The sequence below is a fragment of the Mycobacterium sp. NTMscope_Eco_3 genome, assembly GCF_976985685.1.
Genome location: NZ_CDRJYZ010000001.1, coordinates 4089136 through 4112435, shown reverse-complemented (window position 1 = coordinate 4112435; position 23300 = coordinate 4089136). Strand labels below are relative to the sequence as shown.

Genomic DNA, 23300 nt, shown 5'->3' with positions numbered 1-23300 from the left:
TCGGTAACCTGGCATTCACCAACGCGGGGTGGAGCAGCTCGGTAGCTCGCTGGGCTCATAACCCAGAGGTCGCAGGTTCGAATCCTGTCCCCGCTACCAGGTAAAACGGCCCCCGGAGATGGCTCCGGGGGCCGTTTTCATGCCGGGTGGGACGCGTTCGCAAAGCGAATGATCCGTTGGGAATGTGTTCGCGAGGCGCGCGATGGCCTATCTTTACCTCCGTCCGTCGCATCGGTACCGCGAGTTGTCGGAGGAGATCCCACATGCGCAGCTTCAAGGTGGCAGCGTCCGCCACGGCCCTCGTCCTCTTCGGCCCGGCTGGCGTCGCCGCTGCCGCGCCGCCGAAGGACTACTGCGCCGAACTCAAGGGTGCCAACACCGGCCAGGCATGCCAGATCCAGATGGCCGACCCCGGCTACAACGTCAACATCAGCTTCCCGGTGAACTACCCCGACGAGAAGTCCGTGGCGGAGTTCATCGCCAAGGAGCGCGACGATTTCGTCAGTGCCGCCAAATCCTCCGCACCCCGCGACCAGCCCTACCAGCTGACTATTTCGTCGACGAACTACGGGTCGGCGATACCGCCGCGCGGCACCGAGGCCGTGGTGTTCAAGGTCGTCGAGAACACCGGCGCCCCCAAGACGACGTTCAAGTCGTTCAACTGGGACCAGACCTATCGCAAGGCGATCGTGTGGACCGCAGCCTCAGACGACAAGAACAACACGCCCTTGTGGCGCGTCGACGACCCGCTGCAGACCGTCGCGCCCGTCGTGCAGAGCGAGCTGCAGAAGCAGGCCGCGCCGCCCGCGAACCCGGCGCAGACCCCGCCGGGGAACCAGCCGCAGACCGCACCGCCCGCGAGCCCGACGCAGACGGCACCGCCGGTGACGATCGCGCCGGCCGCCGCCTACGACCCCGCGAACTACCAGAATTTCGCCGTCACGAACGACGGTGTGATCTTCTTTTTCGACCAAGGTCGCATGCTGCCCGACGCCACTCAGGTGCTGGTGCCGCGCTCCGCGATCGACCCGATGCTCGCTTAGCGAGCGCAGATCTACCGCGGCAGCACGGCCTCGATGGCGCTGATGACCTCGGGGGCGTCGGGCTCGGTGCGGGGCCGGAAGCGCTGGACCACCGCGCCGTCGGGTGCGAGGAGGAACTTCTCGAAGTTCCACTGGATGTCTCCGGCCTGGCCCTCGGCATCGGAGGCTTTGGTCAACTCGGCGTACAGCGGGTGCCGGTCGTCGCCGTTGACGTCGGTCTTCGCCAACAACGGGAACGTCACCCCGTAGGTCCTCGAGCAGAACTCCTGGATCTCGTCGGCCGTGCCCGGTTCCTGGCCCATGAACTGGTTGCAGGGCACGCCGACGACCGTCAGGCCGCGCTCGCCATAGTCCGTGGCCAGCTTCTCGAGGGCGGTGTACTGCGGGGTCAGACCGCATTTGGAGGCGACGTTGACGACCAGCGTTGCGCCGCCGGACAATTCGGCAAGCGTGGTGGGCCGGCCGTCAAGGGTGGTAAGGGCGATGTCTTTGAGGGTCACGCCGACGACGCTAACGCAGATCAGAGCCAGCCGGTACGGGCGGCCGCAACCGGCTCGGCGGGGGCCGGGGCCAGCTCCCCGTCCCGCACCCCGTCGAGCAGCCGCTGCACCGCGGCGACGATCTCCGGCGCCGCGGCGGCGAGCCCCTTCTTGTCGGCCTCGCTGACCTCGTCGGCGTCGACGCCGGCCCGGGCCAGCACGGCGGACGGGTCGGCCAACTGCTCGGCCAACCACGACACCGGGTCGGCCGACAGCTCGGGCACGAAGTGCCGGCGTCCGGGTTCCCAACCGTCGAAACGCGGGTGGTGATGGGCCCGGTCCAGCGTCCCCGGCGGGCTTTCCGCCGATCCGAATAGGTCCACCCGCCACACCGGGCGGGTAAAGGCGATCGGGACGCCGGCATAGATCGAGCCCTGCGGCTCGGCCCGGTCGACGAGGCGCAGTTCCAGTCTGACTCCCCGCTCCGGGGTTTCCTGACCTTCGAGCGGGGACGGGTCGACGAAATACATGTCCCCGACGACCACACCCAGGGATTCGAATCCGAACGCTGCGAGCATTGCGCCCCTTTCCTGACCGCTATCCGAGCGTAGACCCGGACGTGGACGGGCGTGCCGCTACCGGAGACGGGTCGCGCCGTCGCGTCTCGTAAAATTGAGCGCGCTGCAAAAGGCGTCAGACGAATTTGTTAATGACGGTTCGCACAAGCGGGGCCGTCGCGGTACATTTCAGTGAACCTTGTTGCAAGGGCCCCTGGTATCGGCTCTGACCCGGGGGACGCGGTTCGCCACAGCACCGGGAAGGCGCGTGGCGCGAACGTGAGGGGCGGCGACGGTGGTGTCGGAACAGCGAAGTCCCGGTTCACCCGTGCAGATCAACTCGCAACGAACACCGCCCTACAAGTGGATCGCCCTCGTCACGCTGCTCGTGCTCGCGGTGATTTTGGCCTTGGTGTATGGGCAGTTCCGGGGCGCCTTCACCCCCACGACCAACCTGACGATGTTGGCGTCGCGGGCGGGGTTGGTGATGGATCCGGGGTCGAAGGTCACTTATAACGGGGTGGAGATCGGCCGGGTCGGCAAGATCACCGAGACGGTGCGTGACGGGAAGCCGGCGGCGAAGTTCACGCTGGAGGTCTATCCGCGGTACCTGAAGCTGATCCCGTCGAATGTGAATGCTGATATCAAGGCGACGACGGTGTTCGGCGGCAAGTATGTGTCGCTGACGACGCCGGCCAACCCGTCGGCGCAGAAGATCTCGGCGCACACCGTGCTCGATGCGCGTTCGGTGACCACCGAGATCAACACGTTGTTTCAGACGATCACCTCGATCGCGCAGAAGGTCGATCCGGTCAAGCTGAATCTGACGTTGAGCGCGGCGGCGCAGTCGTTGGCCGGGCTGGGGGACAAGTTCGGCCAGTCGGTGGTGAACGCGAACGCGGTTCTTGATGAGGTGAATCCGCGGATGCCGCAGGCGCGCAAGGATATTCAGCAGTTGGCGGCGTTGGGGGACACCTATGCCGACGCGTCGCCGGATCTGTTCGACTTCTTGAACAACGCGGTGGTCACCGCGCGCACATTCAACGCGCAGCAAAAGGATTTGGATCAGGCGTTGTTGTCGGCGGCGGGGTTCGGTAGCACCGGGGCGGAGATCTTCGAGAAGGGTGGGCCGTTTCTGGCGCGCGGCGCCGCCGATCTGGTGCCGACGGCCCAGCTGCTGGACACCTACAGCCCCGAACTTTATTGCACCCTGCACAACTACCACGACATCGTGCCCATCACCGGCGCCTCCGAGGGCGGCTTCAACGGCTACTCGCTGAACATGGACACCGAGGTCACCTCGGGCTTAGGTCTGTTGCTCAACCCGGTCGCCACCGTCCCCGTCCTCGCCTCGCTCCTCGGCGGCATCGCCGGGGTGGTCGGCGGGGCGCCCAACCCCTACGTCTGGCCCGAGAACCTGCCGCGGGTGAACGCCCGCGGCGGCCCCGGGGGTGCGCCGGGTTGCTGGCAGCGGGTCACCCGCGATCTGTGGCCCGCACCGGAATTGGTGATGGACACCGGCAACAGCCTTGCGCCCTACAACCACCTGGACACCGGATCGCCGTACGCGATCGAGTACGTCTGGGGCCGTCAGGTCGGCGACAACACGATCAACCCCTAGCGCGCGAAAGAGTTGCCGGGAACCATCATTCGCGCGCCGGCATGATCGGTGGTCCGCCGCGCTCGGCGCGAGTATTCGGTGTTGCTTTGTTCGTGCCGCCGCGTCGCGGTACATTGCACTGGTCTTCGTTATTGCATCTGTGTACAGAGCCCCTGGTAACGGACAGTAAGTCGGGGGAGTGATTTGCCGCAGCGCCGTCAGGCCGCGGCACCGACCATGAGGGGCAGTGGTGGCGTCGGTGGGTTATCTGAATAACCAACCGCATCCCTGGCTGTCGCCGAGCGCGGAATACCGGCCGACCTTCGGACTCCTGGTGTAACGCCATGGAAGGTTCACCTGTTCAGATCAACGACTCGCGGGAGCCGCCCTACAAGTGGATCACCCTCGTCGTCGTGGTGGTGCTCGCGGTGATCTTCACCTTGGTGTACATCCAGTTCCGAGGGGGCTTCACCGCTAAGACCAACCTGACGATGTTGGCGTCGCGGGCGGGGTTGGTGATGGATCCGGGGTCGAAGGTCACTTATAACGGGGTGGAGATCGGCCGGGTCGGCAAGATCGCCGAGACGGTGCGTGATGGGAAGCCGGCGGCGAAGTTCACGCTGGAGGTCTATCCGCGGTACCTGAAGCTGATCCCGTCGAATGTGAATGCTGATATCAAGGCGACGACGGTGTTCGGGGGCAAGTATGTGTCGCTGACGACGCCGGAGCATCCGTCGGCGCAGAAGATCTCGGCGCACACGGTGCTCGATGCGCGTTCGGTGACCACCGAGATCAACACGTTGTTTCAGACGATCACCTCGATCGCGCAGAAGGTCGATCCGGTCAAGCTGAATCTGACGTTGAGCGCGGCGGCGCAGTCGTTGGCCGGGCTGGGGGACAAGTTCGGCCAGTCGGTGGTGAACGCGAACGCGGTTCTTGATGAGGTGAATCCGCGGATGCCGCAGGCGCGCAAGGATATTCAGCAGTTGGCGGCGTTGGGGGATACGTATGCGGACGCGGCGCCGGATCTGTTCGACTTTTTGAACAATGCGGTGGTCACCGCGCGCACATTCAACGCGCAGCAAAAGGATTTGGATCAGGCGTTGTTGTCGGCGGCGGGGTTCGGTAGCACCGGGGCGGAGATCTTCGAGAAGGGTGGGCCGTTTCTGGCGCGCGGCGCCGCCGATCTGGTGCCGACGGCCCAGCTGCTGGACACCTACAGCCCGGAAATCTATTGCCTGATGCGCAGCGAAGTTGACGCGTTGGGCCCCACGGGCGCTGCCGAAGGCGGGTTCAACGGCTACTCGCTGAACATGGACACCGAGGTGCTCTCCGGGCTCGGACTGATCGCGAACCCGGTGTCTGCGGTGCCCGTCATCGCGTCGCTGGTGGGCGGCGTCGCCGGGGTGGTCGGCGGGGCGCCCAACCCCTACATCTGGCCCGAGAACCTGCCGCGGGTGAACGCCCGCGGCGGCCCCGGGGGTGCGCCGGGTTGCTGGCAGAAGATCAGCCGCGACCTGTGGCCCGCACCGGAATTGGTGATGGACACCGGCAACAGCATCGCGCCCTACAACCACCTGGACACCGGATCGCCGTACGCGATCGAGTACGTCTGGGGCCGCCAGGTCGGCGACAACACCATCAACCCCTAGCGGCCCAGCCCCGACAACGCTTGGCGCAAGCCAGGTTTCGCGCTTTCAAGGATTGGTGAAGCGCCGTAAGCGCGATGCTTATTTCGCGTGCACGCGCCCGGCTGGAGCACTTAGGTAAGGCTAACGTAAGCTCACTGAGTTGTGGGCGCCGTTGCCTGGATCGAGGGGGGCGTAGCCACTGGTCGTCCGTCACGAGCTACAAGGGGTTCACGCATGCGCATCGTCTTTTTCGGATTCCAGACCTGGGGCTACCGGACCCTCGAGGCGCTCACCGAGATGGACCATGAGGTCCCCCTGGCGGTCACCCACCCTTCCAGCGAGGAATCGTACAAGGCGATCTGGTCGGCGCCGGTGGAGGACCTCGCGCGTGACCACGGCATCCCGTTGCATCTGACCGAGACGGTCGACGCGGAAACCATCGATCTGGTCAAGCGCGCCGAGCCCGACGTCATCGTCGTCAACAGTTGGTACTACCGGATGCCGGCGGAACTGTACAACCTGCCGCCGCACGGAACCTTGAACTTCCACGACTCGCTGTTGCCGAGGTTCACCGGGTTTTCGCCCGTGCTGTGGGCGTTGATCAGCGGCGAGTCCGAGTTCGGGCTGACGGTGCACCGGATGGACGACGGCCTGGACACCGGGGACATTCTCGTGCAGCGTTCGGTGCCGATCGGTCCCGACGACACCGGCACCGAACTGGTGCTGCGCGGCATGGATCTGATCCCGGAAGTGCTGGCCGAGGCACTCGGTGCGCTGGAGTCCGGCACTGCGGTCTGGCGACCGCAGAACAAGGCCGAGCGGACGTACTTCCACAAGCGTTCGGAGCGTGACAGTTTGATCGACTGGGGTTGGGCGGCCGAGGACCTGGAGCGGTTTGTGCGCGCGCTGTCCGACCCCTACCCGCGCGCCTACAGCTTCTACCGAGGCGAGCGGATCGAAATCCTCGAGGCGCGCGTTTCCGAGGCCGGTTACGGTGGCACGCCGGGCCGGGTGATCGTCCAGGAGGAGGGCGGCGCGGTGGTCTGCGGCCCCGACTCGAATCGGGGCAACAACCGCGGGCTGGTGATCACCCGCGTCCGCTCTGCGGACGGAGTCGAGTGCGGCGGGGGAAAGTTCTTCCGGCGAGGCGGTTACCTGACCAGCCAGCCCTGACACGTTGCCTGTTCTGAAAGGCTGCGATGGACAACGCATCTTCGGCCACTAGCGCTGCATTGATATCCGCCGTCCCCGCCGGGCAATCGGACGCCCACGCCCCCGATTACCCGGACAAGATCGACGGCAGATTGCTCTGGATCGGCGCGGTGTGCGGTCTGGCCAGCACGATGGGAAACCTGGACGGTACCGCGGTCGCCGTCGCTCAGCGGACCTTTGTCACCGAATTCGGCTCTACCCAGGCGATCGTCTCGTGGACGATGGCCGGCTACATGCTGGCGTTCGCCGCCGTCGTCCCCGTCACCGGTTGGGCCGCCGACCGATTCGGCACCAAACGCCTCTTCATGGGCGGTGTCCTGGTGTTCACGCTGGCCTCCTTGCTCTGCGCGATCGCCCCGAACATCGTGCAGCTCGTCGGCCTCCGTGTGCTCCAAGGGATCGGCAGCGGCATCATGACGCCGCTGTGCTTCGTGATCTTGACCCGCGAGTCGGGTCCCAAGCGACTCGGCCGCCTGGTCGCGATCGGGGCAGTTCCGTTCCTGCTCGGCCCACTTGGCGGGCCGATCCTGGGCGGATGGTTGATCGGCACCTGCGGCTGGGAGTGGATATTTTTGATCAACCTGCCGATCGGGCTGAGCGCCCTGGCGGTCGCGGCGGTGATGTTGCCGAAGGACCGTTCCGCGCCCTCGGAAACGCTCGACGTGACCGGAGTGCTGCTGCTCTCACCCGGCATGGCGGCCTTGCTGGGCGGGATGTCGTCCATCCCGGGACGTCGCACGCTCGCCGACCCCCATGTGCTGTTGCCCTCGATAGCCGGCCTGACACTGATTGCCGCCTTCGTTTTTCACGCCTGGCGTCGGGCGGATGCCCCACTGATCGACCTACGCCTGTTGAAGAATCGCGTGGTCCGGCAGGCCAACCTGACATTGCTGATCTTCGCGGTCACCTATGTCGGAATCTTGTTGCTTGTCCCAAGCTATTTCCAGGTTGCGCTGCACCAGACGCCGATGCAGGCCGGGGTGCACTTGATCGCCATGGGATTGGGCGTCGTACTGACCACACCCGTGGCCGGAATAGTCATGGACCGACACGGGCCGGGCAAGATCGTCCTGGCCGGCTTCCCGCTGATCGCAGCGGGATTGGGCATCTTCACCATCGGAGTCGCCCGGCAAGCAGACTATGCACCGACGCTGATGGCCGGCCTGCTGCTCATGGGCATGGGAATGGGCTGTGTCGCAACGCCTCTCTCCGCGGCGTGCGTGCAGCCGTTGGCGCCGCATCAGATCGCCCGCGGCGCGACCCTGCGCAGCGTCAACAATCAGCTCGGCGGGGCGGTCGGGGCCGCCCTGATGACGGTGCTGTTGACGAATCAGCTCATCCACCGCGAGGACACCGGCACCGCGTCCGCCCACCTCGTCCACGCCTACACGCTGGTATTTGCGGTTGCCGCCGCGGTGGCGGCGGTCGCGATCGTCGCCGCGGCGTTCCTGCCGGCGACTGCTGATGACGCAGCGCGACGAGGCCAACCTGACGAGCGCCCGAGCGCTCGCCCAATGAGAAAGTTCGTTGCCTGATGCTCAATTACGGGACGCAACCAGACACGCTGGGGCCGTTGACCGCCGCCCAGCGGGCACTATGGGCCGCGCAGCAACTTCGGCCCGAGATCCCTTACAACTTCGCCGGTTATCTGGCGATCGACCACGACGTCGACGCCGACAAGCTCATGGTTGCCTGCGAATCGGCGGCCGCGCGGTTCGGTACGCCCTGCGCGCGGCTGTCCCTCGAGGACGGCGAGCCGGTCTTCATCGTCGACCGCACTTTCCCGCTGACCCTGTGCTGCGTCGACCTGCGCGCCGCGGCCGACCCGGCGGGCGCCGCGCACAGCTGGATGGAAGACGACTACTGCCGGCCCGTCGACCTGCTCGCCGACCGGCTCATCAACTTCGCGCTGCTGCGGATCGCCGACGATCTGTCCTACTTCTACCTGCGTACCCACCACGTCCTCGTCGACGGCTACGGCGCCAACAACATCATTCGCCACGTCGCGGCGGTCTACTCGGGAGACCGGCCCCACACCGGCGAAGTCGACTTTTCCGCGTTCGCCCTGCTGCCCGAGGCCGACGGGAAGTATCGGCAGTCTTCACGCAGCGCCGCCGACGCCGAGTACTGGAAGACCGTCGTGCGGGGGCCGCTGGACATCACCGACCTGGCGGGAACGCAACGCCCCGTCGCGCCACGCCATCCGATGGTGCGCGAGTTGGTGTGCACGCACGGACTCCTGGGAAATGGCCAAGACCAGTTCGACGTCGCGAGGGTCGTCGCGGCAACGGCGGCGTTCGTCGCGAAAACGACTGGACGGCAGACTATTTCGCTGTCGCTACCGGTGTCGGCGCGGACCACCGCGGCGCTGAAGAAAAGCGCGGGCATGGTATCCAACATGGTGCCGCTGGTCATCGGCGTCGATGACGGCGACACCGTCGGCGACCTGACCGATCGGGTCGGCACGGCCGTCATCGGTGCCCTGCGGCATCAACAGTTCCGGGGCTGGCCGGACCTGGTCGCCGACGCGACCGGTCACGACACCAACCTCGAGTTCGGACAGGTGGTCAACGTCTTCAACTTCGCCGAGCCGATGCGGTTCGGTCCGTCGCTGCCCATGTGCAATGTGTTGACCACCCTGCCGATCCAAGACATGGCGATCAACATCTATCCGCCGCTCGGTGGCGGCACGCCGCGAATTCAGTTTGCCTGGAACCCAGATCGATACACCGCCGACGAGGTCGACCGGCACATCACACGTTTGGAGTCGCTGTTCGACCGCCTTCTGATGGCGGACGCATCGGTGGTGCTGCGGGAGGTGCCGCTGCTGGATCGCGGCGAACGCGATCTGCTGCTGTCGAGGTGGTCCGGCGCCGGTGTGGATGCCCCGGTCGGCTTGGCGCCGGAGCTGTTGGCCGCCGCGGTGACCGCCGATCCGGACGCGGTGGCGATCGTCGATGGTGACCGTGAGTTGTCGTACCGAGAGCTCGACGAGTCCTCGACGCGGTTGGCGCGGGCGCTGATCGATGTCGGCGTCGGCCCCGAGCGCGCGGTGGGCGTGGCGATCGACCGTTCCGCGGAATTGGTGGTCGCCTGGTGGGCGGTGGCCAAGGCCGGCGGCATGTATGTACCGGTGGATCAGGCCCAGCCGGTCGAGCGCGTCGCCGCGGTGCTCGATGCGGTGGCGGCCGTGTGCGTATTGGCTTGCGGCAGCGGCGATGTGGCCGGTGCCGGGGCGCGGCCGGTGCTCCGCGTGGACGACCCGGAGCTGGCCGGGCGAAGCGCGGATCGCATCACCGACGCGGATCGGGTGGCGCCGCTGGACGTGGACGGCGCGGCGTATGTGATCTTCACCTCGGGGTCCACCGGCACCCCCAAGGGCGTGACCGTCACGCACGCCGGCCTGTTGGGGGTGGCCTCGGCGCAGCGCGCGGTGTTCGGGTTGGGTGCGGACGCGCGGGTGCTGATGGTGGCTTCCCCGGTCTTCGATGCGTCGGTGTTCGAGATGCTCTGGGCGGCCGGCTCACGGGCAACGCAGGTCGTTGCGTCGCGCGACGTCTATGCCGGTGACGCGTTGGCCGCGTTCCTGCGGGCGCACCGGGTGAGCGCCGCCGTGTTGACGCCGACGGTGCTCTCGTCGTTGGATCCGGCGCGACTGGATGGGCTCGGCACGGTGATCACCGCCGGCGAGGCCTGCCCCGCCGAGCTGGCGGCCGTCTGGGCCACGGGCCGGCGGATGGTCAACGCCTACGGCCCGACCGAGGCCACCATCTGGGCCACGTGCAGCGCGCCGCTGGCCGCGGGGCAGCCGGTCCGCATCGGCGCCGCCATCCCCGGGGTGCGCACGCTGGTGCTCGACGCGCAACTGAACCCCGCGCCGATCGGGGTGGTCGGCGAGCTCTATCTGAGCGGGCCCGCGCTGGCGCGCGGATACGTGGGCCAGGCGGCCTTGAGCGCAGAACGCTTCGTCGCCAACCCCTTTGGCGGCGCCGGATCGCGGATGTATCGCACCGGCGACCGCGTGTGCTGGGATCCGGACGGTCAATTGCGTTACCTCGGGCGGACCGACGCGCAGGTCAAGGTTCGCGGCTATCGCATCGAACCCGGCGAGGTCCAAAGCGCCATGGCGGCGGTGGACGGGGTGGGGCAGGCGGTCGTGATCGCCCGCGAGGGGCACGGAGGCGACACGCGTCTGATCGGTTACATCACCGGGACGGCCGATCCCGTGGCGATCCGTGACCAACTCGCCGAGCGGCTCCCGGCCTACATGGTGCCCGCCGCGGTCGTCGTGATCGATGCGCTGCCCCTTACGGCCAACGGCAAGTTGGACACCCGGGCCCTGCCCGCGCCGGAATACACGGCCGGCGCCTACCGGGCGCCCGCCGACGCCGTCGAGGAGATCTTGGCCGGCATCTACGCCCAAGTCCTCGGCGTGGAGCGGGTCGGCGCGGACGACTCGTTCTTTGATCTGGGCGGCGACAGCATCATGTCGCTGCAGGTGGTGGCCCGCGCGCGGGCCGCCGGCGTGATGTGCCGTCCGCGTGACGTTTTCGTCGAGCAGACGGTGGCCCGGCTGGCCCGGGTGGCCACGGTGACCACCGGCGACGACGACGCTCTCGACGATGGCACCGGGCCGGTGACCGCGACCCCGATCATGCGGTGGCTGCACGACATCGACGGCCCGGTCGACCAGTTCAACCAGACGATGCTCGTGCAGGCCCCGGCGGGGGCGGGCGAGGCCGACGCGGTGGCGGTCCTGCAAGCGCTGCTGGACCGGCACGCCATGTTGCGGCTGCGCGTCGACGATGACGGCGCCGGCGGATGGTCGCTGTCGGTGCTCGACGCGGGTTCGGTCGATGCCGCCGGGCGCGTGCGGGCGGTGGACGTGTTGTCCGATGAGGCGCTCGTCGACGCGCGCTCGCGGCTGAACCCGGGCGCCGGGGCCATGCTCAGCGCGCTGTGGGTGTCCACCACCGGCCAGCTGGTGTTGATGATTCACCACCTGGCCGTCGACGGGGTTTCGTGGCGAATCCTGTTGGAAGACTTAAATATCGCGTGGGCCCAGCACCGTAGCGGTCAGCCGGTGGTCTTGCCGCCGGGCGGCACGTCGTTTGCCCGGTGGTCGGCGCTGCTGAACGAGCACGCGCGCCACCCCGAGGTGGTGGCCCAGGCCGACGCATGGCGGCGGGTATCGGCCACGCCCCCGGCGTTGCCGGCGGCTCACGTTACCGATACCCACGCCAATGCCGGCCATCTGTCGGCCCAGCTGGATGTCGAAACCACCCGCATGCTGCTGGGCGAGGTGCCCGCCGCGTTTCGCGTCGGCGCGCACGATATCTTGCTGATCGCGTTCGGCATGGCGGTCACGCAGCTGTCCGGCAACGGCGGCACACCGATCGGCATCGACGTGGAAGGCCATGGGCGCCAGGAGCTGAGCGCCACTGTGGACCTGTCGCGCACGGTGGGTTGGTTCACCGCCACGTACCCGGTTGCATTGCATCTTGGCGGCCTGGACTGGGCGCAGGTCGCGGCTGGTGACACCGCCCTGGGAGCGGTGCTCAAGGGGGCTAAGGAACAGCTGCGCGCCCTGCCGGACGGCCTCACCTATGGGCTGTTGCGCTACCTCAATCCCGATGCGGGCCTGGATGATTGCGATCCCACGGTCGTGTTCAATTACCTGGGACGACTCGCCGGTACGGCGGAGCTCTCCGACGACGTGTGGCGGCCAAGCCTCGACAGCTTGTCGGCCACCGCCGTCGCGTCGGCGGTGCCCGTGCCGCTGTCCCACACCGTGACGCTCGACGCCGGTGTCCTGGACGACGAGGGCGGACCACGGCTGCACGCCAACTGGACCTGGGCGACGTCGGTGCTGGATCACGCGGACGCAACACGCCTGAGCGAGTTGTGCTTTGAGGCACTGCGGGGCATCTGCGCGCACGTGCGCCGCGGTGGCGGCGGCCTCACCCCGTCGGACGTGGCCCCCGCACTTCTCACCCAGCAACAGATCGATGTCTTCGAGCGGCACGGGCGCGTCGCCGACGTCTTGCCGCTGACCCCGCTGCAGCAGGGGCTGTACTTTCACGCCGCGGCCGCGCAGGCCGGCGGCGTCGACCTGTACGCGCTCCAGCTCGAAATCGGCATCGCCGGTCCCCTCGACCCGCAGCGGCTGCGCGAGGCGGTCCACACCGCCGTGCGCCGCCACCCCAACCTCGCCGCCCGCTTCTGCGCCGACATCGACCCGCCCGTGCAGATCATCCCCGGCGACCCCACGATCCCTTGGCATTACGTCGATCTCGGCACCGATCAGGCCGACCTTGACGACCGCGTCCAACGGTTGTCCGCCGCAGAACGCGCCGCGGTCTGCGAACTGGCCGACCCGCCCGCCTTCCGGGCGACGCTTATTCGCACCGCCCACGACCGCTACCGGTTCGTGCTCACCGCCCACCACGTCGTGCTCGACGGCTCATCCCTGCCGATCCTGCTGCAGGAAATCTTCGCCGCCTACCACGCACAGCACCTGCCCGCGCCGGTGCCCTACCGGAGGTTCGTGGCCTGGCAGGCCGGCCGAGACCTCGACGCCGCGCATGCCGGCTGGCGAGAAGTGCTGGCCGGCTTCGACACTCCCACGCTGGTGGGACCGCCGCACCGGCAGAGGCTGGGGCGCCAAGGCCTGGAATCGCGCAGGCTCTCCGAACAGACCACTCAGGCGCTGCACCACTTGGCGCGGGCCCACCACACCACCATCAACACCGTGCTGCGGGCCGCGTGGGCGCAGCTGTTGATGTCGCTGACCGGGCAGCGCGATGTGGTCTTCGGCGCCGCGGTCTCGGGACGCACGGCCGACGTGGCCGGCGTCGAATCGATGGTGGGCCTGCTGATCAACACCGTGCCGGTGCGGGCGCACGTGTCCCCGCAGACCACCATCGCCGGCCTACTGAGCAAGCTGCACAACGACTTTCAGCAGACTCTGGATCACGAACACCTGGCGCTGACCGAGATTCACCGCATCACCGGTCACGACCAGCTGTTCGACACCCTGTTCGTCTTCGAGAACTACCCGCTGGATGCGGCGGCCTCGATGGAGCTCGGTGAGCTGTCCGTCACCGACTTCCGCAGTCACGAATCCACCCACTACCCACTGACCCTGCAAGCCACACCGGGCCGCGAGCTCGCGCTCGGCATCGAATACGATGCTGATCTTTTCGATGCGGGAACCGTTGCAGCGCTTGCTGACCGAGTTGAGCGAGTCCTGCTGGCGATGATCGACGACCCGTCACGGCGGCTGTCATCGGTGGACATGGTCGCGCTGGACGAGCACGAGCGTTTCGACGAGTTCGGCAATCGGGCGGTGCTTGCCCGCGCGGCGGGCGGGGCTTCCATTCCTGAACTGTTCGCCGCACAGGCGCTTCGCACACCGGACGCCGTCGCACTGAGCTGCGGCCAAGTCTCCTGGACCTACCGCGAGCTCGATCTGGCGTCTAATCGACTGGCGCACCTGTTAATCGGCCACGGCGCGCGCCCCGGACAGTCTGTGGCGCTGATGTTCGGACGATCGGCGGAGGCAATCGTCGCGATCTTGGCGGTGCTCAAGTCGGGGGCGGCGTATCTGCCGATCGACCCCGCCGTGCCCGACGCGCGCATCGAATTCGTGCTCGGCGACGCCGCGCCCGTCGCGGCGGTGACGACCGCGGAGCTGACATCGCGGTTCGACGGCCACGCACTGACCGTGATCGACGTCGCCGATCCCGGCATTACCACCCAGCCCGATGCGGGGCTGCCGCCGCCGGCCGGCGCCGACATCGCCCACATCGTGTACACCTCGGGGACCACCGGTGTGCCCAAGGGCGTAGCGACCACGCACCACAACGTGACCCAGCTGCTGGAGTCACTGCACATCGGGTTGCCGTCGGGGCCGGGGCAGGTGTGGTCGCAGTGGTATTCGTACGCGTTCGACGCCTCGGTCGAAGAGATCTGGGGCGCGCTGCTGCACGGCAGCCGCCTGCTGGTGGTGCCCGAATCGGTGGCTGCCGTCCCAGAACACTTTCAGGCCTTGCTGGTTCGCGAACGCGTCACCGTACTGCATCAGACTCCGTCCGCGCTGGCGGCGTTGTCGCCGCAGGGCCTGGAGTCCGCGGCGCTGGTGGTGGCCGCCGAGCCGTGCGCGGTGGAGATGGTGGACCGCTGGGCGCCCGGCCGGATCATGACCAATGCTTACGGCCCGACGGAAACCACGTTGTGCGTGACGGTCAGCGTGCCGCTGGTGCCCGGCGCCGGGGTGGTGCCGATCGGTGTGCCGGTCCCGGGTGCGGCGTTGTTCGTGCTCGACGCGTGGCTGCGCCCGGTGCCAGTCGGTGTGGTCGGCGAGTTATATGTGGCCGGCCGTGGTGTGGGGGTGGGGTATGTGCACCGGGCGGGGCTGACGGCGTCGCGGTTCGTGGCATGCCCGTTCGGCCAGCCCGGACAACGGATGTATCGCACCGGGGACCTGGTGTCCTGGGGCGCCGACGGCCAGTTGCGCTATCTGGGCCGCGCCGATGAGCAGGTCAAGATCCGCGGCTATCGCATCGAGCTCGGCGAAATCCAGTCGGCGCTGGGCGGTTTGGCTGCGGTGGATCAGGCCGTGGTGATCGTCCGCGAGGACCGCCCCGGCGACAAGCGCCTGGTCGGGTATGTCACCGAATCGGGGAGCGGCGCGCTGGATCCCGCCGCTGCGCGCACCGAGCTGGGTGAGCGGTTGCCCGCCTACATGGTGCCGGCGGCGATCGTGGTCGTCGAGGCGCTGCCGTTGACGGTCAATGGCAAGCTGGACGCCCGGGCACTGCCGATACCGGAATATCGCGACACCGCATATCGCGCTCCGTCGAACGCCGTCGAGGAAATCCTCGCCGGTGTCTACGCCCAAGTGCTCGGACTCGACCGCGTCGGCGTCGACGACTCGTTCTTCGACCTCGGTGGTGACTCCCTATCCGCGATGCGCCTCATCGCGACCATCAACACAACGTTGCACACAGACCTGACCGTGCGCTCCCTCTTCAACACCCCCACGGTCGCCCAGCTCGCGCCGCAACTCCGCGAAACCGCGGGGAGGGACGAGCCCTTGGTCGCTGCCGACCGGCCCGACTTGATTCCGCTGTCGTATGCCCAAAGCCGATTGTGGTTCCTCGGCCAATTGCACGGGCCCTCACCGGTTTACAACATGACCGTGGGGCTGCGGCTACGCGGGCGACTCGATGCCGGCGCGTTGGGCGCCGCGCTGCGCGACGTCGTGGCCCGCCACGAATCGTTGCGCACGATCTTCCCCCACATCGAGGGCGTGCCATACCAGGAGGTGGTGTCACCGGAGCGGGCGGACCTCGGCTGGGAGGTGGCGGATGCCACCGGGTGGACACAGGCCCGGCTGGCCGATGCCATCGACGCCGTGGCGCGCCACGCGTTCGACCTGGCGACCGAGACCCCGCTACGCGCAAAGCTTTTCAAGCTCGCCGAAGACGAGCACGTGCTGGCGGCCGTCGTGCACCATATCGCCGCCGACGGATCCTCGATCACCCCGCTGGTGCGTGACCTGGGGATGGCCTACGCCGCCCGCTGTGGCGGACAGGCCCCCGACTGGAACCCGCTGGCGGTGCAGTACGCCGACTACACGTTGTGGCAACGAGCCCGCTTCGGTGAGTTCGACGAGACCGACGGCCCGATCGCCGACCAGTTGGCCTACTGGCAAGGGGCTTTGGCCGGGATGCCCGAACGCCTGGAGCTGCCCACCGATCGGCCGTATCCCGCGGTCGCCGACTATCGGGGTGCCAATGCGGCCGTGGAGTGGTCCGCCGACGTGCAGCAGCGGGTGCGCGCGTTGGCCCGTGAGCACGACGCGACGAGCTTCATGGTGATGCAGGCCGCGCTCGCGGTGCTGCTGGGCAAGCTATGCGCGACCGACGATGTGGCCGTGGGGTTCCCGGTCGCCGGGCGGCCCGACCCCGCGCTGGATGACCTGGTGGGCTTCTTCGTCAACAGATTGGTACTACGGGTCGAGCTGGCCGGCGATCCCACCGTCGCCGACGTGCTGGCTCAGGTTCGCTCCCGCAGTCTCGCCGCCTACGAGCACCAGGATGTGCCCTTCGACGTGTTGGTGGACCGGCTCAATCCGGCCCGATCGATGGCGCAGGCCCCGCTGGTCCAGGTGTCGTTGGCATGGCAGAACCTGCCCGGGCAGCACGACCCGGCGGCCGGACTGGACTTGGGCGATCTGCATATCACCCCGATGCCGCTGGACACCCACACCGCGCGCATGGACCTGACCCTCTCGCTGGCCGAACGGTGGAATCAGGCAGGCGAACCCGCGGGGATTTCCGGGGCGGTGGAATTCCGCACCGATGTGTTCGACGCGAAAAGCGTTGAGGCGCTGATCGCCCGGTTGGAGCGGGTGGTGGCGGCCATGACGGCGGATCCCACCCGCCGGTTGTCGTCCATCGATGTGCTCGACGAAGGCGAATACGCGCGGCTGGACGAGATGGGCAACCGCGCCGCGTTGACCCAGCCCGTCGCCGGCGTGTCGATACCGGAACTGTTTGCGGCGCAGGCGAATCAAACGCCCGACGCGGTGGCGATCACCTGTGCGGGCCGCTCGATGACCTACGACGAGTTGGAGCGGGCCGCCAATCGGTTGGCGCACCACCTGGCCGGCCAGGGTGTGGGGCCGGGTCAGTGTGTGGCGCTGCTGCTTTCGCGCTCGACCGAAGCCATCATGGCCATCCTGGCCGTTTTGAAGACGGGGGCGGCATACCTGCCCATCGATCCCGCGGTGCCCGATGCCCGGATCGGGTTCCTTGTCGGCGACGCCGGACCGATCGCCGCGCTCACCACCGCCGAGTTGGCCGGCCGGCTCGAAGGTTACGACCTGCGCGTCATCGATGTCGACGTGCCGGTCGACGCCCAGCCCGGCTTCGCGCCCCCGGCGCCGGCCGCTGACAACATCGCCCACATCATCTACACCTCGGGCACGACTGGCGTCCCCAAAGGTGTTGCGGTGACACACCACAACGTCACACAGTTGATGCGGGGACTGGACGCGGGCATGACCGCACCCGGACCGGTGAAGGTGTCGACGCAGTGGCATTCCTATGCGTTCGACGCGTCGGTCCGCGAGATCTGGGGTGCGTTGCTGCACGGCGGGCGGCTGGTCGTGGTGCCCGAGGCGGTGGCGGGATCACCGGAAGAGCTGCGCGCCCTGCTGGTCGACGAACGGGTCGACGTGGTGAGCCAGACCCCATCCGCCTTGGCCGCGTTGGCCCTCGACGGTCTGGAATCGGCGGCGTTGATCGTGGGCGGAGAGGCCTGCCCGACCGAGTTGGTGGATCGGTGGGCGCCGGGGCGGGTGATGACGAACGCGTACGGCCCCACGGAAACCACCGTGGACGTGACGATCAGCGCCCCGCTGGAGGCGGGCGCCCCGGCGGTGCCCATCGGCGCGCCGGTGGCGGGTGCGGCGCTGTTCGTTCTCGACAAGTCGCTGCGCCCGGTGCCGCCCGGGGTGGTCGGCGAGTTGTATGTGGCCGGCCGCGGCGTCGGCGTCGGATACCTGCGCCGCGCGGCGCTGACGGCATCGCGATTCGTGGCATGCCCGTTCGCGGAAGTACCCGGCGCCCGCATGTACCGCACCGGTGACCTGGTGCGCTGGGGCGCCGACGGGCAGCTGCACTACGTGGGGCGCGCCGACGAGCAGGTCAAGATCCGCGGCTACCGCGTCGAGCTCGGCGAAATCCGCACCGCGCTGGCCGGTTTGGACGGCGTGGAGACCGCGGCGGTGATCGCCCGCGAGGACCGCCACGGCGCCTTGCGACTCGTCGGCTACATCACCGGCACCGCGGACCCGGCCGTCGCGCGCGCCGAGCTGGCCACCCGGCTGCCCGCCTACCTGGTGCCTGCCGCGATCGTGGCGATCGACGCGTTGCCGCTGACCGTCACCGGCAAGCTGGACACCCGCACACTGCCCGCACCGGAATACCGCGACGCCGCATACCGCGCCCCGGGCAACGCCATCGAGGAAATCCTGGCCGACACCTACGCCGAAGTTCTCGGCCTGGACCGCGTCGGCGTCGACGACTCCTTCTTCGACCTGGGCGGGGATTCCCTGACCGCGATGCGCCTGATCGCCGCGATCAACAAGACGCTGAACACCCGCCTGGGCGTGCGCGCCCTCTTCGACACACCCGACATCGCCCAGTTGGCCCCCCGGGTCCGCGCGGGCGAGGCCGGGCTGGAGCCGTTGGTGGCGGGGGAGCGGCCCGACGTTATTCCGCTGTCCTACGGACAGAGCCGGCTGTGGTTCCTCGACCAATTGCACGGCGCCTCACCGGTTTACAACATGGCGGTGGCGCTGCGGTTGAGCGGGCGGCTCGACGCCGACGCGTTGGCTGCGGCGCTGACCGACGTGCTGGCCCGCCACGAAGCGCTGCGCACCGTGTTTCCGCACACCGACGGCGTGCCTTACCAGGACGTGGTGGCGACCGAGCGCGCGGACTTCGGTTGGGAGGTCGTCGATGCCACCGCATGGCCGCCCGCCCGGCTGGACGACGCCGTCGGCGCCGCCGCCTATCACCGGTTCACGCTGGGTACCCAGATTCCCTTGTTCGCCAAGCTTTTCCGCCTCGCCGAGGATGAGCATGTGCTGGTCGCCACCGTGCATCACATCGCGGCCGACGGCTGGTCCGTGGCCCCGCTGGTGCGCGACCTGGGAGCGGCCTATGCCGCCCGGCGGGCAGGCCAGGCCCCCGGGTGGGCCGCGCTGCCCGTGCAATACGCCGACTACACGCTGTGGCAGCGCGCCCAATTCGGCGACCTCGAGGACAGCGACAGCCCCATCGGCGTCGAGCTGGCCTACTGGCAGGAGGTGCTGGCGGGGATGCCCGAGCGGCTGCCACTTCCCACCGACCGGCCCTACCCGCCGGTCGCCGACTACCGCGGTGCGAGCGTGGCCGTGGAATGGCCGGCGGAGCTGCAGCAGCGGGTGCGTGCCCTGGCCCGCGCGCACAACGCGACCAGCTTCATGGTCATCCAGGCCGCCCTCGCCGCGCTGCTCTCCAAACTCACCGCGATCAACGACATTTCGGTCGGGTTCGCCATCGCGGGTCGCACCGACGCCGCGCTCGATCAGCTGGTCGGGTTCTTCGTCAACACCCTGATCCTGCGCGTGGACGTCAGCGGGGACGCCACGGTCGCCGACCTGTTGGCCCAGGTCCGCTCCCGCAGCCTGGAGGCCCTCGAACACCAGGATGTGCCCTTCGAATTGCTGGTGGAAAGGCTCAACCCGATCCGGTCTTTGGCCCACCACCCGCTGGTCCAGGTTTCGATGACCTGGCAGAACCTCCGCGAGCACGGCAACGACCCCGCCGCGGGCCTGGACCTGGGCGACCTGCAGGTCACCCAGCTGCCCCTGGAAACCCGCACGGCCCGCATGGATCTGACCTTTTCCCTCGGCGAACGCTTCACCGAGGACGGCGAGCCCGCGGGCATCGGCGGCGCGGTGGAATTCCGCACCGACGTGTTCGACGCCAAAACCGTTGAGGGCCTCATCGATCGGCTGGAACGCGTGTTGGCGGCGATGACAACCGACCCGGCCCTGCGGCTGTCGTCGGTGGACGTTCTCGACGCCGCCGAACGTGCGCACTTGGATGCGCTGGGGAATCGGGCGGCGTTAGACGCGCCCACCGCCGGTGTGTCGGTCCCGGAGCTGTTCGCCCGACAGGTGGCTCGCACCCCGGACGCGGTGGCGGTCAGTTGCGGCGGCGGCTCGATGACGTATCGGGAGCTCGACGAGGCCGCCAATCGGTTGGCGCACTTGCTGATCGACCATGGTGCCCGCCGCGGTGAATGCGTGGCGGTGTTGTTCGAACGCTCGGCGCCGGCGATCGTGGCGATTTTGGGGGTGCTCAAGTCCGGGGCGGCGTATCTGCCGATGGATCCGGCGGTCCCCGACGCCCGTATCGAGTTCATGGTCGGCGACGCGCGCCCGGTCGCGGCGGTGACCACCACCGGGCTGGTCGATCGGTTCGCCGGGCTCGTGGTTCCGGCACTCGAAATGAATGACCCCGCGATGACGCGCCAACCGTGCACCGGGTTGCCGATGCCGGATGGCGAGGACATCGCCCACATCATCTACACCTCGGGCACGACCGGGGTGCCCAAAGGCGTTGCAACCACGCATGCCAATGTGACGCAGTTGCTGGGGACGCTGCACGTCGGGTTGCCCTCGGGGCCCGGACAGGTGTGGTCGCAGTGGTATTCGTATGCCTTCGACGCCTCGGTGGAAGAGATCTGGGGCGCCTTGCTGCACGGGTCGCGGTTGGTCATCGTGCCTGAGTCGGTGGCCGCGTTGCCAGAAGACCTGCAGGCCTTGCTGATTGACGAGCAGGTCACCGTATTGCACCAGACCCCCTCGGCGGTCTCGGCGCTGTCACCGCGGGTGCTGGGGTCCACGGCGTTGGTGGTGGCCGCCGAGGCGTGCTCGGCCGAACTGGTGGATCGGTGGGCGCCCGGGCGGGTGATGACCAATGCCTACGGGCCGACCGAGACCACGATGTGCGTGGCGGTCAGCCCGCCGCTGAGCGCCGGGATGGGGACGCCACCGATCGGCGCGCCCGTGCCCGGGGCGGCGTTCTTCGTCCTCGACCCGTGGCTGCGGCCGGTGCCGATGGGCACCGTGGGCGAGTTGTACGTGGCCGGGCGCGGGCTCGGCGCCGGCTATCTGCGGCGGCCGGGCTTGACCGCGTCCCGGTTCGTGGCGTGCCCATTCGGACAGCCCGGACAGCGGATGTATCGCACCGGGGATCTGGTGCGCTGGCGTCCCGATGGACAGTTGCAGTACCTGGGCCGCATCGACGAGCAGGTCAAGATCCGCGGATACCGCATCGAGCTCGGCGAAATTCAGGCGGCACTAAGCGGTTTGGACGAGGTGGATCAGGCCGTCGTGATCGTGCGTGAGGACCGCCCCGGCGACAAGCGTTTGGTGGGCTATGTCACCGAGTCGGTCCCGGGGGCACTGGATGTGGTCACCGCGCGGGCGCGGCTGCGAGAAGGGTTGCCGCCCTACATGGTTCCCGCCGCCCTGGTGGTGATCGAGGCGTTGCCGCTGACGGTCAACGGCAAGCTCGACACCCGCGCGCTGCCGGTGCCGACCTACCGCGACGCAGACTATCGCGCCCCGGGCAACGAACTCGAACACCTGCTCGCCGAGACCTACGCCGAGGTTCTGGGCCTGGACCGCGTGGGGATGGACGACTCCTTCTTCGACCTCGGCGGCGACTCCCTGTCCGCGATGCGGCTGGTCGCCACCCTCAACAAGGCTCTGCAGACCCACCTGAGCGTGCGGACCCTGTTCAACGCCCCTACCGTCGCCGCCCTGAGCCAACAGGTGGACAAACACACCGATGACCCGCGCTTCGTCGCCGTCCACGGCGCGCAGGCCGCCGAGGTGTATGCCCGTGACTTGACGCTGGACAAGTTCATCGACGCCGCGACGCTGGCCGCGGCTTCGTCGTTGCCGGGACCCGGCACCGAGATACGTACCGTGTTGCTCACCGGGGCAACGGGATTCCTCGGACGGTATCTGGCGCTGCAGTGGCTCGAGCGGCTGGAACTGGCCGACGGAAAGCTGATCTGCCTGGTGCGCGCCGGCTCCGACGAGGAGGCGCGCCGCCGCCTGGAGAAGACCTTCGACAGTGGGGACCCACAGCTGCTGCGGTATTTCCACGAGCTGGCCGGCGACCATCTCGAGGTCATCGCGGGCGACAAGGGCGAGGCGAACCTGGGCCTCGACGAGCAAACCTGGCGCCGGCTGGCCGAATCCGTCGATCTGATCGTGGATCCCGCGGCCGTCGTCAACGGCGCGCTGCCCTACAGCGAGTTGTTCGGACCCAACGTGGCGGGCACCGCCGAGCTGATCCGGTTGGCCCTCACCGCGAAACTCAAGCCTTTCACCTACGTGTCGACGGCCAACGTCGGCGATCAGGTCGCGCCGGCGGCGTTCACCGAGGACGCCGACATCCGGATCATCAGCTCCAGCCGGCGCAACGACGGCAGCCGCGCCAACGGCTACGGCAACAGCAAGTGGGCCGGTGAGGTGTTGCTGCGGGAGGCCAACGACCTGTACGGGCTGCCGGTCGCGGTGTTCCGCAGCGGAATGATTTTGGCCGACACCACCTTTGCGGGCCAGCTCAACCTGTCGGACCTGGTCACCCGGATGGTGCTCAGCGTGGTCGCCACCGGTGTCGCGCCGCGGTCGTTCTATCAGCTTGACGCCCAAGGCAATCGGCAGCGGGCGCACTATGACGGGCTGCCCGTGGAATTCGTCGCCGAGGCGATCGCCACGTTGGGGGCCCGCGTCGGCCGGGAATCGGGGAGCGGGTTTGAGACCTATCACGTGATGAACCAGCACGACGACGGCATCGGGCTCGACGAGTACGTCGACTGGTTGATCGAGGCCGGTCATCCGATCGAGCGCATCGACGACTTCGGCGACTGGCTGCGCCGGTTCGAGGCCGGGCTGCGTGCACTGCCGGATCGGGTGCGCGAGCATTCCATCCTGGCGGTGTTGATGTCGACGAATGCGCTTCAGTTGCAGCCCGCGGACCCGGCCTGGAATTCCGCCGTCTCGACCGATCGGTTCCGCGCCGCGGTCCAAGACGCGAAAGTCGGCCCCGACAAGAACAATCCGGACATTCCGCATGTCACGCCGGGAGTGATCATCCAGTACGTCGTCGGCTTGCAGCTGTGCGGGCTGCTCTAAC

General features: G+C 68.2%; 8 protein-coding genes and 1 tRNA gene. 7 read left to right on the top strand and 2 right to left on the bottom strand.

Translation table 11 applies throughout. The features are described 5' to 3' along the window. The first annotated feature begins 22 nt into the window (after window positions 1-22). Both AC0KTM_RS18895 and AC0KTM_RS18890 read left to right on the top strand, forming a co-directional pair. Window positions 23-99: transfer RNA gene (locus tag AC0KTM_RS18895), tRNA-Met, on the top strand. A 164-nt stretch (window positions 100-263) separates the two neighbouring features. Then, window positions 264-1043, top strand: a complete 780-nt coding sequence (locus tag AC0KTM_RS18890; protein ID WP_225326336.1) for an RsiV family protein — start codon at window positions 264-266, stop codon at window positions 1041-1043. An 11-nt stretch (window positions 1044-1054) separates the two neighbouring features. Here AC0KTM_RS18890 and AC0KTM_RS18885 read toward each other — a convergent pair whose 3' ends face one another. After that, a complete protein-coding gene (locus tag AC0KTM_RS18885) occupies window positions 1055-1543 on the bottom strand; it encodes a glutathione peroxidase (protein WP_225326337.1) in 489 nt (162 codons plus the stop codon). 20 nt (window positions 1544-1563) lie between these two features. Continuing rightward, window positions 1564-2100 (bottom strand): hypothetical protein, encoded by a 537-nt coding sequence (locus AC0KTM_RS18880; protein WP_225326338.1) that lies wholly within the window; start codon window positions 2098-2100, stop codon window positions 1564-1566. A 307-nt stretch (window positions 2101-2407) separates the two neighbouring features. On the opposite strand from AC0KTM_RS18880, the gene AC0KTM_RS18875 reads away from it, so the two are divergent. The 5 genes from AC0KTM_RS18875 to AC0KTM_RS18855 all read left to right on the top strand — a co-directional run bounded on the left by AC0KTM_RS18875 (window position 2408) and on the right by AC0KTM_RS18855 (window position 23299). Then, a complete protein-coding gene (locus tag AC0KTM_RS18875; protein ID WP_238956654.1) occupies window positions 2408-3700 on the top strand; it encodes an MCE family protein in 1293 nt (430 codons plus the stop codon). A 323-nt stretch (window positions 3701-4023) separates the two neighbouring features. Then, complete coding sequence (locus AC0KTM_RS18870; protein ID WP_472416384.1) at window positions 4024-5331, top strand: MCE family protein; 1308 nt, start codon at window positions 4024-4026, stop codon at window positions 5329-5331. Between the two features lie 213 nt (window positions 5332-5544). Next, window positions 5545-6483: a methionyl-tRNA formyltransferase gene (locus AC0KTM_RS18865; RefSeq protein WP_225326340.1), complete on the top strand. Its 939-nt coding sequence runs from the start codon at window positions 5545-5547 to the stop codon at window positions 6481-6483. Window positions 6484-6509: 26 nt separating this feature from the next. Further along, window positions 6510-8057, top strand: a complete 1548-nt coding sequence (locus AC0KTM_RS18860) for a DHA2 family efflux MFS transporter permease subunit (RefSeq protein WP_225326341.1) — start codon at window positions 6510-6512, stop codon at window positions 8055-8057. After that, window positions 8057-23299, top strand: coding sequence for an amino acid adenylation domain-containing protein (locus AC0KTM_RS18855; RefSeq protein ID WP_472416382.1), 15243 nt, complete (start codon window positions 8057-8059; stop codon window positions 23297-23299). Before AC0KTM_RS18860 ends, AC0KTM_RS18855 begins: the two co-directional genes overlap by 1 nt. Window position 23300: the final 1 nt, after the last annotated feature.